Annotated in this window: 9 protein-coding genes; 6 read left to right on the forward strand and 3 right to left on the reverse strand. The window is 46.8% G+C overall.

Annotated features, from left to right (window positions below; translation table 11 throughout):
• Positions 1-39: 39 nt before the first annotated feature.
• The 5 genes from QUA57_RS10680 (at position 40) to QUA57_RS10700 (ending at position 8,266) form a co-directional block, all read left to right on the forward strand.
• A complete protein-coding gene (locus tag QUA57_RS10680; protein WP_333060775.1) occupies positions 40-1,998 on the forward strand; it encodes a CHASE3 domain-containing protein in 1,959 nt (652 codons plus the stop codon).
• Positions 1,961-2,422, forward strand: coding sequence for a response regulator (locus QUA57_RS10685; protein ID WP_333060777.1), 462 nt, complete (start codon positions 1,961-1,963; stop codon positions 2,420-2,422). Before QUA57_RS10680 ends, QUA57_RS10685 begins: the two co-directional genes overlap by 38 nt.
• A gap of 180 nt (positions 2,423-2,602) precedes the next feature.
• On the forward strand, positions 2,603-4,078 hold the full coding sequence (locus tag QUA57_RS10690) for an ATP-binding protein (RefSeq protein ID WP_333060779.1): 1,476 nt from the start codon (positions 2,603-2,605) through the stop codon (positions 4,076-4,078).
• 425 nt (positions 4,079-4,503) lie between these two features.
• On the forward strand, positions 4,504-7,422 hold the full coding sequence (locus tag QUA57_RS10695; protein WP_333060780.1) for a PAS domain-containing protein: 2,919 nt from the start codon (positions 4,504-4,506) through the stop codon (positions 7,420-7,422).
• A 346-nt stretch (positions 7,423-7,768) separates the two neighbouring features.
• Complete coding sequence (locus tag QUA57_RS10700) at positions 7,769-8,266, forward strand: hypothetical protein (RefSeq protein ID WP_333039921.1); 498 nt, start codon at positions 7,769-7,771, stop codon at positions 8,264-8,266.
• A 65-nt stretch (positions 8,267-8,331) separates the two neighbouring features.
• Here the strand turns inward: QUA57_RS10700 and QUA57_RS10705 are convergent, their stop codons facing one another.
• The 3 genes from QUA57_RS10705 to QUA57_RS10715 form a co-directional block, all read right to left on the reverse strand.
• On the reverse strand, positions 8,332-8,697 hold the full coding sequence (locus QUA57_RS10705) for a response regulator transcription factor (protein WP_039886668.1): 366 nt from the start codon (positions 8,695-8,697) through the stop codon (positions 8,332-8,334).
• A 322-nt stretch (positions 8,698-9,019) separates the two neighbouring features.
• On the reverse strand, positions 9,020-11,356 hold the full coding sequence (locus QUA57_RS10710; RefSeq protein WP_333060782.1) for a polysaccharide biosynthesis tyrosine autokinase: 2,337 nt from the start codon (positions 11,354-11,356) through the stop codon (positions 9,020-9,022).
• Positions 11,357-11,491: 135 nt separating this feature from the next.
• Positions 11,492-12,964, reverse strand: coding sequence for a polysaccharide biosynthesis/export family protein (locus QUA57_RS10715; protein ID WP_333060783.1), 1,473 nt, complete (start codon positions 12,962-12,964; stop codon positions 11,492-11,494).
• 205 nt (positions 12,965-13,169) lie between these two features.
• Here QUA57_RS10715 and QUA57_RS10720 point away from each other — a divergent pair, with 205 nt between their 5' ends.
• Positions 13,170-14,591: an O-antigen ligase family protein gene (locus QUA57_RS10720; RefSeq protein ID WP_333060785.1), complete on the forward strand. Its 1,422-nt coding sequence runs from the start codon at positions 13,170-13,172 to the stop codon at positions 14,589-14,591.
• Positions 14,592-14,693: the final 102 nt, after the last annotated feature.

The raw sequence follows: 14,693 nt of genomic DNA on the forward strand, positions 1-14,693 counted from the left end.
CTACAATAAAAAAAGCAGGACTCCCACGCCGACTATTTCATGAAACAATCGCTGACTCCCCAAATCACCGCAGGTATCGGAATGGTAGTGGCGCTGCTAATTTTCAATGCGGCAACTTCCTACCGCAACACTCTCAAGTTAATCGAAAACGAACGGTGGGTGAGCCACACTCACCAAGTTTTAACCGAACTCGAAGCTACGCTTTCCACGTTAAAAGATGCTGAAACCGGACAGCGCGGTTATTTGCTGACTGGAGAAGAACGGTATTTAGAACCCTATGACAGCGCCATCGCCCGCATCAACCAGCAAGTAGTCGGATTGCAGCAGCTAACGGCTGACAATAAGCGGCAGCAACAGCGCCTTCGCGATTTGAAAATTGCGATCGACTCTAAATTAGCCGACCTGGAAGAAACCCTCAATCTGCGACGCCAACAAAACTTAGCAGCAGCCGTGTGGCAAATAAAAACTGGTAGGGGAAAGCAAATCATGGGGAACCTTCGGCAGCAGATAGCCGCCATGACTGCCGAAGAAACTCAGCTATTGCAGCAGCGCGCCCGAGAATCTAAAAAAAGCGCTAATTTGACAATCCTGAGTTTTACCGTTGCGAGTTTAGTAAATTTCCTGTTGATGGTGTTGGTTTACTATTTGGTGAAGCGCGATCGAACTTTGCGCGACAATGCCGAAATTAACCAAAATCAACTTTTAGACCAGCTAGAGCACGATCGCCACTCCCTCCAATTAAGCGAAGAACGTTTCCGTCGCGCCATTCTCAACGCACCGCTGCCAATTATGCTGCACGCTGAAAACGGAGAAGTTTTGCAAATTAACTGCGCTTGGACAGAACTCTCAGGCTACGAATACTCAGAAATTCCCACAATTGAAGATTGGACAGAAAAAGCTTACCACAGCCGCCAATCGCTAGTGCAAGCACATATCGATCGGCTGCACCAATTAAACGGCCGCATTTCTGAAGGCGAATATATGATTTCCACAGCCAGCGGCGAAACTCGAATTTGGGAGTTTTATTCCGCACCTTTAGGCAAGCTTTCCGACGGCAGAAGTCTAGTAATTAGTACCGCCCTTGACGTAACTGCGCGCAAACAAGCAGAAGCAGAAATTCGGATGCTCAATGCTACCTTAGAACGGCGAGTGGAACTCCGCACCAATGAACTTCAAGCAGCTAACGAAGAATTAGAAGCTTTCGCCTATACCGTAGCCCACGATTTGCGTGCCCCGCTGCGGGGAATGCAAGGATTGGCTGAAGCTTTATTAGAAGATTACCGTGACCTCCTCGACGAACTCGGTCAAGAATACGCCCAGCAAATTGTTAATTCTGGGCAACAACTAGAAGAATTGATCCAAGATTTGCTTGCTTACAGCCGCCTGAGCCGCAGTGATTTATCGCTGCAAGTTTTAGACTTAGAATCTGCTGTGGCCGAGGCAATTGCTATGGTAAAAGCTGACGCTAAATCCAGACACGCTCAAATCAGTGTTCGAGCGCCCTTGCCTGCGGTAATTGCCCACCGCATTACTTTAGTTCAAGTAATAGCCAATCTGCTCACCAATGCTATAAAATTTGTAGAAGGCACACCACCCCAAGTGCAGATATGGGCCGAGGAACTTGAGCTGCCTGAAGAGGGAGAGACAGACAGCGATACAGCGGGAGAATTGGAAAGGGGAACTGTAGGACAGTGGGAACATTCCCAGTTACTTATGGTCAGCCCTCTATTGCCAGTCCCCATAATCCGTCTGTGGGTAGAAGACAACGGCATCGGTATTGCTCAAGAACATCAAAAACGCATTTTTCGGGTTTTTGAACGGCTCCACGGTATCGAATCTTACCCCGGAACTGGTATAGGATTAGCTATTGTAAAAAAAGGAGTCGATCGCATGGGCGGTCAAGTTGGAGTGGAATCTCAAGTAGGACAAGGCAGTCGATTTTGGATACAACTGAGGAAGCATGACCCAAACGCAGACGATTTTGCTGGTGGAAGATAACCCCGTTGATATTCTATTGATGCAGCGGGCATTTCGCAATGAGACTTTTGCTAATACTTCGCTGCAAATTGTCCGAGATGGAGATGCAGCGGTTTTTTATTTAAATGGGGACGGAGAATACAGCGATCGCGATCGCTATCCTTTACCTGCGATAATTTTACTGGATTTGAAATTGCCCAGGCGATCCGGTCACGAAGTTCTAATTTGGCTGAGGCAGCAGCCGGAACTAAAACGTTTGCCGGTGGTTATGCTTACTTCTTCTAGGCAAACACCTGATGTCAAGCGAGCTTACGATTTAGGGGTAAATTCTTATTTAGTTAAACCCGTCGGGTTTGCTTCTTTAGTAGAAATGATGCAGAGTTTTAGAGAGTATTGGCTCAACTATACCGAACTGCCGGAACCTAGAGAATTTGGTGGTTTGTAGTGGCGGTTTACCTGTTTTTATTGCTTGTTTCCTCGTTACCACGCTGTTTCGGGTAACGAGTGAATTAAGTTTTTAGTTAGGAAGCGCGTCATTTTTTATTTTAAAATGGCAACATTCAACATTTTTATTAATAGTAATTGACTGGCACTCTAGCTAACAGCCAAATTATAAATTGTTAAAGTGGTACACATTCTGGTAATTGACGACAACCCAACGGATCGGCTGCTCGTCAAACGCGAGTTAGAGCGACAATTCTCAAAATTGAAAATAACGGAAATTCCCGACGATAAATTATTTGCGGAAGCACTGAATCGAGGCGGATTCAATCTGGTAATTACCGACTACCAACTACGATGGACGAACGGTATAGATGTGCTTAAAACTATTAAAGCCCGTTATCCAGAATGCCCGATTGTAATGTTTACGAATACTGGCAACGAAGAAATTGCTGTAGAGGCCATGAAAGCCGGATTGGACGACTACATTATCAAGTCGCCGAAGCACTACGTCCGCCTTTGCGTTGCGGTTCGCGGCGTACTCGATAGAGTTGCCGCCTGGGAACGAGTCGCCCGACTAGAAAATCAACTTAACTCTCTGCTAGAACGCTTAAATGTCGGAGTTTTTCGAGCGACTTCCGAGGGGAAGCTTTTGGAAAGCAATCAAGCTTTTTTGCGCTTGTTTGATGCCAGCAATTTAGCAGATGTCCAAGGGATTTATCTGCAGCAATTGTTTTTGCAACCCCTAGATTCACGGGAGTCTCGGGGTCAAAATCTGGAAATTACATTTCCTTTGGCAGACGGTCGAGTAAAATGGATTCGGTTTACTCAATATCTCTACAGCGCAGAAGGTGAAAGTACCATTGAGGGATTGGTAGAAGATATTACCGATCTCAAGCAAGCTGAACTTGCTTTGCGGGAATTTAATGAAACTTTGGAAGAGCGCGTGAGAGAGCGTACTGCTGAGTTACAAGAAGTTAACGCACAGCTCGAATCGTTTACCTATTCAGTTTCTCACGACTTGCGCGCTCCTCTGCGGGGAATTTCGTTTTTTGCTGAAACGTTGCTCCAAGATAGAAGCAGCGAGTTGGATGCTACCGCCCAGGATTACTTGTATCGGATTAATGACGCTGCAAGTCTGATGAATACTTTAATCGAAAATTTGCTAGAGTACAGCCGCCTCAGCAAAGCTAACTTGCCGCTAAAAGCAGTCTCTCTTAATTTAATTGTGGCTGGCTCGATCGCGCAACTAGAGGCTGAAATTGCCCAAAAACAAGCTCGGATAACGGTTGTTGAACGGCTACCTACGGTGTTGGCCCATCCTGGTACGCTGCTGCAAGTCTTGGCTAACTTGCTCTCCAATGCTATTAAGTTTGTGCAGCCGGGAATAGAGCCGCAGGTGCGAGTTTATGCAGAAGCTGAGGAGGAATATATCTATCTTTGGGTAGAAGACAACGGCATTGGTATTGAAGAAAAATTTCAAGAGAGAATTTTTGGGTTGTTCGATCGCCTGCACGGTCAAGAAGTGTATCCGGGGACGGGAATTGGGCTGGCGATCGCTCGCAAAGGAGTCGAGCGGATGGGGGGTGCGATCGGGGTGAAATCGACTTTGGGAATCGGTACCCGCTTCTGGGTAAAATTACGCAAGTGCCAGAGTTGAGGAAGCAAGTTCGGCAACGCGCAGTGAATCGGGATTTAAAAAAGATGAGGTTCTACGCAAGAGGGTTTTAACAGCAATATTCTGCTGTAGCTCAAAAAATCAATCAAGCCGCTGGTTCACACCCGAAGACAGAATAAACAATTAGTATAATGATAGTTAAGTAATCTCTTGCACCGTTCCCGGCTGAGCAGGCTTTCCGATCTGTTTTACAACAACTTACTTAATTAATTTGCTTGTGGGCACGCCCGTAAAAGGCGGGTTGAGGATATTACAAGCTGTAAAATATAATAAAATACAAGCAAATACAATAAATTTATCGGCAACTCTAATTAACTCACCAAGTACATATTTCAATTGTCGAGATTGCTCAATAACATATTGTTAGATTTAAGAATGTTTGCGCCAATACAAAAACTAAAAGGCTAATGCTGTCTATTCTGTTAATCGACGACAACCCGAACGATCGCCTGATGATCGATCGAGAACTGAGGAAAAGTTTTTCCGATTTAGAAATTAAATCGGTTATTGATATCCAAACTCTCGAACAAGTCCTGGCAGCGGGCGGTTTTGATATAGTAATTACGGACTACCAACTGCACTGGAGCGACGGATTAACTATTCTCCAAAAAGTTCACAGCCTCTACCCGAATTGTCCGGTAATTATGTGTACTGACAGCGGCAGCGAACAAGTGGCAGTGGAAGCTATGAAAGCCGGCTTAAGCGATTACGTGTTCAAAGGGCGGTACTTAAAGCGGCTGGCGGGGGCCGTGGGCGAAAGCTTGAAAAAACAGCAGTTGCGCGAGAACTACGCGAAAACGTCAGCGCAGTTGGCAATTTCGGAGGAAAGGCTGAGATTGGCGATCGAAGCTTCGAAAATGGGAACTTGGGATTGGAATGTATTAACTGGCGAGGTTGTTTGGTCGGAGGGACACGAACTGTTATTCGGGTTGGAAAAAGGCAGTTTTCTGGGAACTTACGAAGCGTTTTTTGCCTGCATTCACCCGGATGACCAGGCATCGAGCGCCGACGCTGTTGCCTTTGCTTTAGAAAACAAAATAGAATACAAGTACGAATTTAGAGTTTTTTGGCCCGACGGCAGCTTGCACTGGATCTCGGGTAGGGGCAAGTTTTTTGATGATGAGACGGGTAAATCGGTGCGATCGATCGGCGTGGTTTGGGATATTACGGATCGCAAATTATCGGAAGCCCGGGTGCAAGAAAGCGAGGAAAATTTGCGCTTTGCTCTAGAAGCAGCTAACACGATCGCTTTTACCTGGGATGTGGTATCGGGGGAAGTCCGCCGTTCGTCCAATGCCGAAACGCAAATGGGTTTGGGGCCAGACAGCACCTATGGTACTTTTGAGCAAAAAAAGAATGCGGTGCATCCAGAAGACCGAGAAAGGTTTTTGGCAGATGTGGAGGCCGCATTCAGGGGCACGGGAGTTTACGAGTCGGAGTACCGCAAAGTGCGACCCGACGGCTCAGTGATTTGGCTTCACGACAAAGGGCGAGTGGTTTTTGACGCATCCGGCACACCCCTTCGGCTGTCCGGCGTGGCGATCGACATTACGGATCGCAAACAGTTAGAATACGACCGCTCGCGGGCGTTGGCCCGCGAGCGGTCGTATTTGCACCGCCTGCAAAAGTTAACCTCCGCGTCAGTTGCTATCAACTCCACGCTGTCGGTGGCAGAAATACTTCAGTTAGCTGCCGATAGCGCCCGCCAAATTCTGGAAGTCCACCAGGTAGCGGTCAACCTCAACCCTGCCGCCAACTGGGATGCGGGAATTAGCAAGTTTTCGATGTCAGAAAAATACGCCGCGTGGCAAGATTACTGCGAAGAGCCAGACGGTACGGGTATTTACCAACAAGTTTGGCAGCACCAACAGGCGATGCGAATGACTCAAAGCGAGTTAGAGGCTCACCCGGCCTGGCGGGGGTTCGGCAAGGCTGCGGGGAAGCACCCGCCGATGCGGGGCTGGCTGGCTGTACCGCTGACGACTCGGGACGGCAGAAATCTGGGACTGATTCAGTTGTCGGACAAGTATGAGGGGGAGTTTGCCGAAGATGATGAAACTATTTTAATGCAGTTGGCTCAGGCGGTGTCGGGGGCGATCGACAATGCCCGACTTTACGAGGAATCTCAGCAGGCAAATCGCATGAAAGATGAGTTTTTGGCAACTCTTTCTCATGAGTTGCGATCGCCCTTAAACGCGATTTTGGGCTGGGCGCAACTGATGCAGCAACGCAGTTTGAGTCCGGCTGCTACTGGGCGGGCTTTAGAAACGATCGAGCGAAATGCTAAATTGCAAACTCAATTGATTGATGATTTGCTGGATATTTCGAGAATTATTCGCGGCAAGTTGACGTTGAATCCTTCTGCGGTAAATTTGATTTCGATGGTGGAAGCAGCGGTGAATACTGTGCGGTTGGCTGCCGATGCTAAGTCGATCGATTTGCGGTTTGCAATTGGAGATTTGGGCTTGGAGACTGCTGAATTTTCCGAAATTGGGAAGGTTCCTGGGAATCCTGAATCTCAATTAAATCAGAAATTTTGGGTATCAGGAGACCCCGGCCGCTTGCAGCAAGTGATTTGGAATTTGCTGACGAATGCGATTAAGTTTACGCCGCGCGGGGGGCGAGTTGAAATCCGGCTTTCGAGAGTTGATTCGGATGTTGAGTTGGCTGTTACCGACACGGGAATTGGGGTTGCACCGAATTTTTTGCCTTACGTGTTTGAGTCTTTCCGCCAAGCGGATGCTACGATTACTCGCAATTATAGCGGTTTGGGGCTGGGTCTGGCGATCGTCCGGCAGTTGGTAGAACTCCACGGTGGCACGGTTTGGGCCCAGAGTCCGGGACTGGATATGGGATCGACTTTTAGTTTCCGTCTCCCTGCGATGCAGGTAAATTCGATCGCCGACGAGGAAGCGCAGGTTTTGGCTGGCGCTGGTAATTTACTGGGAGTTAAGGTTTTGCTGGTTGATGACGAGGTTGATTCGCGGGAATTTATGAAGTTTGTCTTGGCAGATGCCGGGGCTGCTGTCATGGCTGCATCATCTGCTGCTGAGGCGTTTGAGGTGGCTTCGCAGTTTAGCCCGGATATTGTGGTCAGCGATATCGGAATGCCGGAGGAAGATGGCTATTCGCTGCTACGAAGGCTGCGTTCTTTGAACACGCAGACAGGGAATTTTTGGGCGATCGCTCTGACGGCTTATGCTAGGGATGAAGACCGCGATCGTGCTTTTGCTGCGGGTTTCGATCGACATCTCTCTAAACCTGTGCAACCGGATGTCTTAGTAGAGACTATAGTCCAGTTGAGGCCGCAAGGGCTAACAACCTAAAAAATTATCTTAATAATTGGGAATTGGTAATTGGAAATTGGTCAATTGGAAGTGGGAATTGTGTTTTTAGTGACGACTTTAATCCTAGTAAAACTCGCTCGTACTTGCCTTCCTCACTACAAATCTATAATGCTGATTATACCGGACACGACCTGATTAACCCGACTGGATATCGACGGAAATCGCTCAACAGAGAAATATAAAAATTTGTATTTTTCAAACTTTTAAAATTCTGCTTGTGGGGCTTTGTTTCGAGTTCGCCTAAAATATGCAATTTCTATGCCGATTAGGTGATTGGTTTGTGTTAATATGCTAAAATATCCAACAACCACGCGGTAATAATTAGGTGGACAAACTTCAGACAGATATAGAAGCAATTTACTCTCAAATTGAGGAATTGCGCCTGGAACGCCAGCAGCTTAGTATTGCCGATGTTGTCCCATCGGGTGATTCCCCCCAAGCGATCGCCGATGCTTATCGGCGTCACGCGAGGGAAACAGCACAAGTGTCGGCCGAAGTCAAGGGTATAGATGACGCGATCGCGGCTCTGTCTGCTCAACTGAGTCAGAAACAGCAGCAGTCGGTAAAGTTGCAAAGAATCACTCCGATGGAGGAGCAAGTTGAAGAAGGAAGATTGCTCGCTCAGGGACACGCGGAACGGATTAATGAACTGGCGGCGGAACTGGCGGCGGAAGTGAAGGGACTCAAAGCTATCGCCGACCAAATTAGTCCCAGCTACTGGCAGGTTTATTACAAGCCTTTTATTACTGGTTTTAAGAGTATTTCTGTTCCCTACGTGCGATCGGACGGGGATGTTTGGACTATTGTCAATCGAGTAGTTTAGAGAGGCTGCGGGAGCAGAAATAATCAGCGCTCAAGACAATTTTTTCCTGTCCCTATTCCTCAACCTCAACCTCGCAGCAATTGCTTAATAGTGCCGACCAATTCCTGTGGGTGAAATGGCTTGGCGATGTAAGCGTCGGCTCCTTGTTTCATTCCCCAATAGCGATCGAACTCTTCGCTTTTGCTCGAACACATTACCACCGGCAAATTTTGGGTTTTAGGGTCGCTTTTGAGCCGGCGACAGACTTCGTAGCCGTTCATCCGGGGCATCACGATATCCAGAACGACTAAATCTGGGCGGTTAGCCTTGATCTGTTCTAGAGCTTCTACGCCATCACTCGCTACCGTGACGTTGAGTCCTCTACCTTTGAGCAAGTCGGCGATCATCTCCCGCAGAGTGACGCTATCATCAACAACCATAACTGTACTCATAGAATAATCCCTACCAAGTTTCTGGGTTGAAACGTTCTCATTAACGTTTACACTAACGTTCACCTTCAAAGGTGTCTTTTCCTGATTGAGATTGCGCTCTGCTAAATGTAGTTTACCCACTTTTGCTGATTTCTCAATCATTTTCTGAGTAATTACCGCAAAATTCAAAGATCCGCGCAATCTCGGTTGACACACGAGGCTATGTCCGTTAGTCTATCATTTTCTTTCTCAAATGGTACTATTATCAAAAAATGAGGGTATAGCTTGGTTGTGCGTTTCCGGTTGAGGACGGCGGCGCTCGGCCGCCTGCATCAACATTTGTCTACTTAGGATGTTTCGTACCTAAAGCCGAGAGTTTTTGGTCGTAGAGCGTGTCTAAAACAACCGGGCGCTGGCGGTAGCTGTGACCGGTGTTTTTGCAGCCATTAGCAACGATTCCCAAGACGAAAGCTCCAGAAATCTTTAATTCTTCTAAAACTTTGCGAACTTGCGATCGGTCTGTTTGCCCAATTTGGACGACCATAATCGTAGCGTCTGTGTGAGCTGCGATCAAGTGGGTGTCTGCCAAGCCTGCTAGTGGCGGGGTGTCATAAATTACTAAGTCAAAAAATGCTTGAAATTGCTCCATCAGATAGTGCATTTTTTTGGAAGAAAGAAGCTTGATCGGATCGGGGGGAATTTGGCCTGCGGTGAGTACGAACAAATTTTCTTGGTTCGGGGCTCGTTGAATCGCGTCGTTGAGACTGAGATCTGTGGAAATGGCATCGCCCAAGCCACGCACGTTTGGCAGTCCTAACTTCGCGTGCAGTTGCGGGCAGCGCAAATCTGCATCTACTAACAATACTCTCTGTCCGACGGCTGCTGCTGTGGCTGCCAGGTGCAAAGCTACTGTAGATTTGCCGTCTCCGGCTACGGCTGAGCCGACTAAGAGCGATCGAATTGCCGTGCCTGCACTGAGCAAGTGAATGTTCGTGTAGAGCGATCGAAATGCTTCTAAAAATTGATAGTCCAAGTCGCTCAAAATACTTGGTCCCCCGCTCATAGAACCAGTATCTCTAGGTTCGCCCAGTTCGACTACTTCCACTTTCGAGTTCGAGCGAGCCGATGTTAGTTTTCTCTGTCTGGCTGGCGGTCTGCGCTTGACTTTTTTGGTAAACGGAATCACCCCGAGTATTGGCAATCTTGTGGCCATTCTCAGTGATTCTGGAGTGTGGAACACAGTATTTAGTACCTCTACAAGCAAGCCGACTGCTATGCCCAGCAGACTGCTTAAAATTACTGCCAGCGCTAACTGTTTTTTGGTTTGTTTGACGGTAGCTGTTATAGGCCTGCCAAATTTGTCTAGCGGAATTTCCGGAGGATTTATCAGCACCCAGGGTATTTGCTGCTGAGCCGCATCAATCCGCAAGGCTTCTCGTTTTGCCAAGAAGTCCGACAAACTCTTAGTAACTACTTGCAGTTCCCGCTGTAAATTGTCGTATTGTCGGGTTGTAACTGAAAAGTTTCTGATTTTTTGGTTGAGACCATTTTGCAAAGCAGTCATTTCGCGATCACGCGCTTCAACTTCTTTAATTTGGGTTTCTAAATTTCCCATCACCACTTCTCTTGCTTGTTGAGTGGCGGTTAAAACCAGTTCTTCCCGACTTTTTCGCAACGCTAAAACTGGCAAACTGTCTTCTCTGTACTGAGCTAATTTTAATGACAATTCCGAGTCTATTCTCTGAATTTGACCTAAGAGTGCGCCGTAAGCTTGTCCTTGGGTCATCAGCAGCCCTTGAGGATTATTTTCGTTGAGTAGTTTTTCATAACTTTGGTAGAGGTTTCGCATCCCTTTTAGCTGAACTCTAATTTCTACTTGCTTACCCCGAATGCTTTGAACTTGTTCAGACAGAGATTTTCCCTCTATCTGAGGTTCAAACAAGTTGCTTTGCTGCCGCAGTCTTTGGACTTGCAGTTGCAGAACTTCCACTCTTTCTCGGAGCTTGGGCATCTCCGTATCTATAAATTTAATACCTTGATTAATGCCCATCAGCCGTTGCTGCAAGCTGTAATCTAGATAAGCTTTAGAAATTTTATTCAGTACGCTGTAAATTTTTTTTCGGTTTGAATCTTTGTAACGAACTTGTAAAATTTTTGTGCCTTGCTGTTTGCCATCTTTCGTGTAGCTGATGCGCTGGATCGACATTTTTGAGATCAGTTCGCTATAGTTCATTTTGGGATACGAAGCCCGCAATTCCTCAATCACTGGCTGCATCATTTTGGGACTTCGCAAAATCCTAATTTGGGTTTCGTAGTCTAGCAAGCTAATTCCTTCTATATTAATTCTTGCTAAGTCCGCCGCTTGGGTATTGTTTAATTGTTTGGATTGCAAACCTTCAGCCGTGGCTGGTTCTACTAACAGGGAAAAAGAGCCTTCATACTCGACCGTTATGCTTTTAGAAGTGGCGACGATCGCTGTTCCTGCCAGGGCGCTCAAAGCTATCGTGGCTGCTGCCATGACCAGGAAGCGACGGCGCACGACGCCTAACAACCAGGACAAGTCTAGCTTTTCTTCTTCTCTCTCCTCTACGAAGTGATCTCTGTAGTTCTGAGCAGATAACTCCGGCAGTTTGCCATTCGATTTGGGTGTGAAGGGTTGGTAATCTTGTCTGCTATCCATATTCAGCCAGGGTATTTTTGAGGTTGATGTTTTTGAGGTTGATATTTTTGAAGCGGCCAGGTCGCGGTTGGGTAATCTTATTGTTTCGTTTATTCTAGCCTTTGCCAGGAATTATCCACCTCACCCGCCGCCTTCTTACCTGAATAAAAATCGGAGAACGTTTATAAAATTTAACACTCCCGTAGCTGGCCCGACAGGTCCTATTACAGCGTTCATGCGATCGACAAAATTGACGAGCCCCCTGCGAGATACGATAATCATGTCGTTGTTGCGAAGTTGAGGATTGGTTTCTTCGTTAATTCCTTGAGTTAAATTGACTTCGATCGTCCGTTTAGTAGCTGTACCGTCGTTATTGAGGCGGACTAGCTCAACTTTATCCCTTCTAGCTCTGGTATTCTCGTAGCCAAAAAATCCTCTGGAAATTAAAGCTTGATTCAGTGTGGCATTAGCTGGGAGCCTCAAGGGATCGAGGGATGTTCTGAGTTCTCCTACTACATAAACGTTAATGCCGACGGGGGCAAAGTTAGTGTTGGCGAGCACACCAGCTTCTGCAGGGTTGACGATTGTAGCTTTGGGAACGATGATCGTGTCTCCCTCCTGGAGGATGGTATCTTGGGCGCCGTCGCCGGACTCTAGGAACTGCCACAGGTTGACTGGGATAATTTGTTCGCCTCTTCTGGTGACGCGCCGCACTTGGATTTGCCGGATGTCGGCATCGGAGGTGATGCCGCCGGCTAGCTGAATTGCCCGGATGACGGTAGGGAAACCTTCGCGGCTGAGGTCGTTTGTGGTGTTGCCGCCGATGACGACGTAAGCCCCTGGGCGGGTGACTTGACCAACGATGGAGATCGATCGAGGTTTTTCTGGGGGTGGCGAAAAGTTTGCTGTCGCAAATTGACGAGCTTCTGCTTGGTTGAAGTTGGCGACTGTGGGAATCACGATTGTGTCTCTGTCTTGCAAAATGATGTCTTGAGAGATGTCTCCTTCTTGCAAGAATTTCCACAGGTTGACGTTGAGCACTTGATCGGGGCCGTCTCGTTGGGGACGGCGGACGCGGATGTTGCGGATGTCGGCGACACCCGTGACGCCTTCTGCGAGTCTGATCGCTTGGGTGACAGTGGGGTACTGGACACTCGGCGAGGCTCCCGGCCCGGGAGTTAGGGTAATAGTGAAGTTTCCGGGCCTGGTTACTTCTCCGATGACGCCGACGTTGAGGGGACGGGCAGCGACGAGGCTGACTGTGACTATGGGGTCTTTGAGGACGCGGCGGTAGGCGTTGCGGATGATGTTGGTGGCTTCTACTAAGGTGCGGCCACGGATGGAGACCAAGCCGATCAGGGGCAGGTTGACTGAACCGTCGGAAAGGACTTCGTAGCCGCGGCTGAGTTCGGGTACTTCGAGTATTTCTACTTGGATGCGATCGCCGCCGCCGAGTTTATAGCTTTCCGGCGCTCTCCTAACGGGCGGAACCGTCTGGGCTTGCTCTGCGCCTAGGGGGATGGGAAGTTGTGCCGGGGTGCTTCTGGCGTCAGCGATAACAGTGGAAGCAAACAAGACAACACCCACAACCGACGGGGCTATCTGTCTTGGAAAATGGGTGTTAACCATACACCACCTAATTTTATTGACTATGATTTATATAAGTGTAGCCTTTTGAGTGCGGGGCAAAAAGCTCATTATTTTAAGCTATCGCCGAAAAAAGGATGCTCTATTTTTGCTTTATCCCTAATTTCTGTGTTAGCGTGGTTGCGGGTTGACGGCTATATTTTATATCTATATAATTTGATATTGTTGGTGACAAAGGAAAGCAATTATGACTCAACCAGTGTCTATACCAAATATGGTGAAAGAGCTGATTTTAGGTACTTCTTCCTTGACATGGATGCTAATTGCTATAGTCGCGATAGTAACTCTACTATTATTTCAATTTGCTAGTTATAAAAAAGTAGGTTTGGCTTTAGAAAAAAGCTTTGCTGGTCTTTACATTTTTATCTCTCCATTTCTGACACAACCTCCTTTTAATTACTTGCATTTTGTTAACTTGAAAGATCCCGAAGGTGGTATCTTAAAACTCATACCTTATTTTTTTTACCCCTGGGTAGTATTAATTTTAACTTCAAGGGTTAAAGTTTTTAGTAGCAATTTTATAGAAATTTTTGCCAAGATATTGAGGATGAATCCTTTTTTTTTACTTTATACATTACTTCCATTACTATCTACATTATGGTCTCTAGTTCCTGAAGAAACGCTAAGAGCAGGGCTAGCTTTTTCAGGATTTACTGCTTTCGGGTTTTACATTGCAGCCCAATATAAATGGGAGGATTTATCTCGTTTTTGGCGCTGGGGATACACGGCAATCGGTTTGGCAAGTTTTGTAATGAAACCCCCTGGAGCAGGCGATTTTGTCGGCTTAACCCAATCTAAAAATTCTTTGGGGGGAGTCTTAGCTCTCTGTACGGCATTTTGGTATTTGCACTATTCTCAAGGAGCTAAAACTCAGAAAGAGCGCTGGATTGCTTTGGGAATGATGTTCTTTTCATTTTACCTAGTAAGGGCTAATAAATCGGGATCTGCTCTAGTGATTACTATCATATTAATAATTGCAGTGTCCTCACTAAATTTTTTAAAAAAATTAACTTTTCAGTGGGCATTTACTGCGATTATATGTTTCCTGGTCGTCAGCATAATTATGACTGTTTTTGTAGTAGACAACCTAGAGGATATTATTGTAGGTGGGTTAGGCAAGGACTTGACTCTAACTGGGCGGACCGAATTCTGGCCGCAGTTAATGGCTGCGGTCAATCAGCGTCCCTGGTTTGGCTACGGATACGATGGATTTTTTCAACAAGATAAGTTAGGAGCGGGTACTCCTGCTTATTTTATTTATACTCCTAGTGGATTTCAACCTGAAAACCCTCACAATGGGGGGATTGGGATATTGTTAGCCTTCGGTTGGCCGGGATTAATTTTAATGATGACTTCCTTGCTGCTCAATTTAGCTTACGCAGTTCGGTATTTGAGTCGTAGCACGTTGGAAGGAGCAGGAATACCTATTTGTTTTCTAGTCTCTATTATTATGAGCAACATCACAGAAGGTTATATTATAGATATAGGAAATCCTTGGCTGAGTTACGTAATGTTGACGGTTCGACTTGCGATAGATAATGCTAACAATAGTTCTAACAGTAGCACCAGTAACCCTCAAAGGCGTTCTTTAGCTCGCACTGTCCATTGAAGTAAGCTTTATTGGGCGGCTCGGGGGTCAAGTTGGGGAACATCTCCTATTTGTAAAAACACTTCTTCTGGCTCCTTCCTTCTTCCTCTTTCCTTCTGCCTC

Origin of the sequence: Microcoleus sp. Pol7_B2 (genome assembly GCF_036701035.1) — a bacterium.
Lineage (GTDB): Bacteria > Cyanobacteriota > Cyanobacteriia > Cyanobacteriales > Microcoleaceae > Microcoleus.

Bases quoted from the DNA above. Each gene is read 5' to 3' on its own strand.
- QUA57_RS10685 (WP_333060777.1), top strand. From the start codon at position 1,961: ATGACCCAAACGCAGACGATTTTGCTGGTGGAAGATAACCCCGTTGAT.
- QUA57_RS10695 (WP_333060780.1), top strand. From the start codon at position 4,504: ATGCTGTCTATTCTGTTAATCGACGACAACCCGAACGATCGCCTGATG.
- QUA57_RS10710 (WP_333060782.1), bottom strand. From the start codon at position 11,356: ATGGATAGCAGACAAGATTACCAACCCTTCACACCCAAATCGAATGGC.
- QUA57_RS10715 (WP_333060783.1), bottom strand. From the start codon at position 12,964: ATGGTTAACACCCATTTTCCAAGACAGATAGCCCCGTCGGTTGTGGGT.
- QUA57_RS10720 (WP_333060785.1), top strand. From the start codon at position 13,170: ATGACTCAACCAGTGTCTATACCAAATATGGTGAAAGAGCTGATTTTA.
- QUA57_RS10680 (WP_333060775.1), top strand. From the start codon at position 40: ATGAAACAATCGCTGACTCCCCAAATCACCGCAGGTATCGGAATGGTA.
- QUA57_RS10705 (WP_039886668.1), bottom strand. From the start codon at position 8,697: ATGAGTACAGTTATGGTTGTTGATGATAGCGTCACTCTGCGGGAGATG.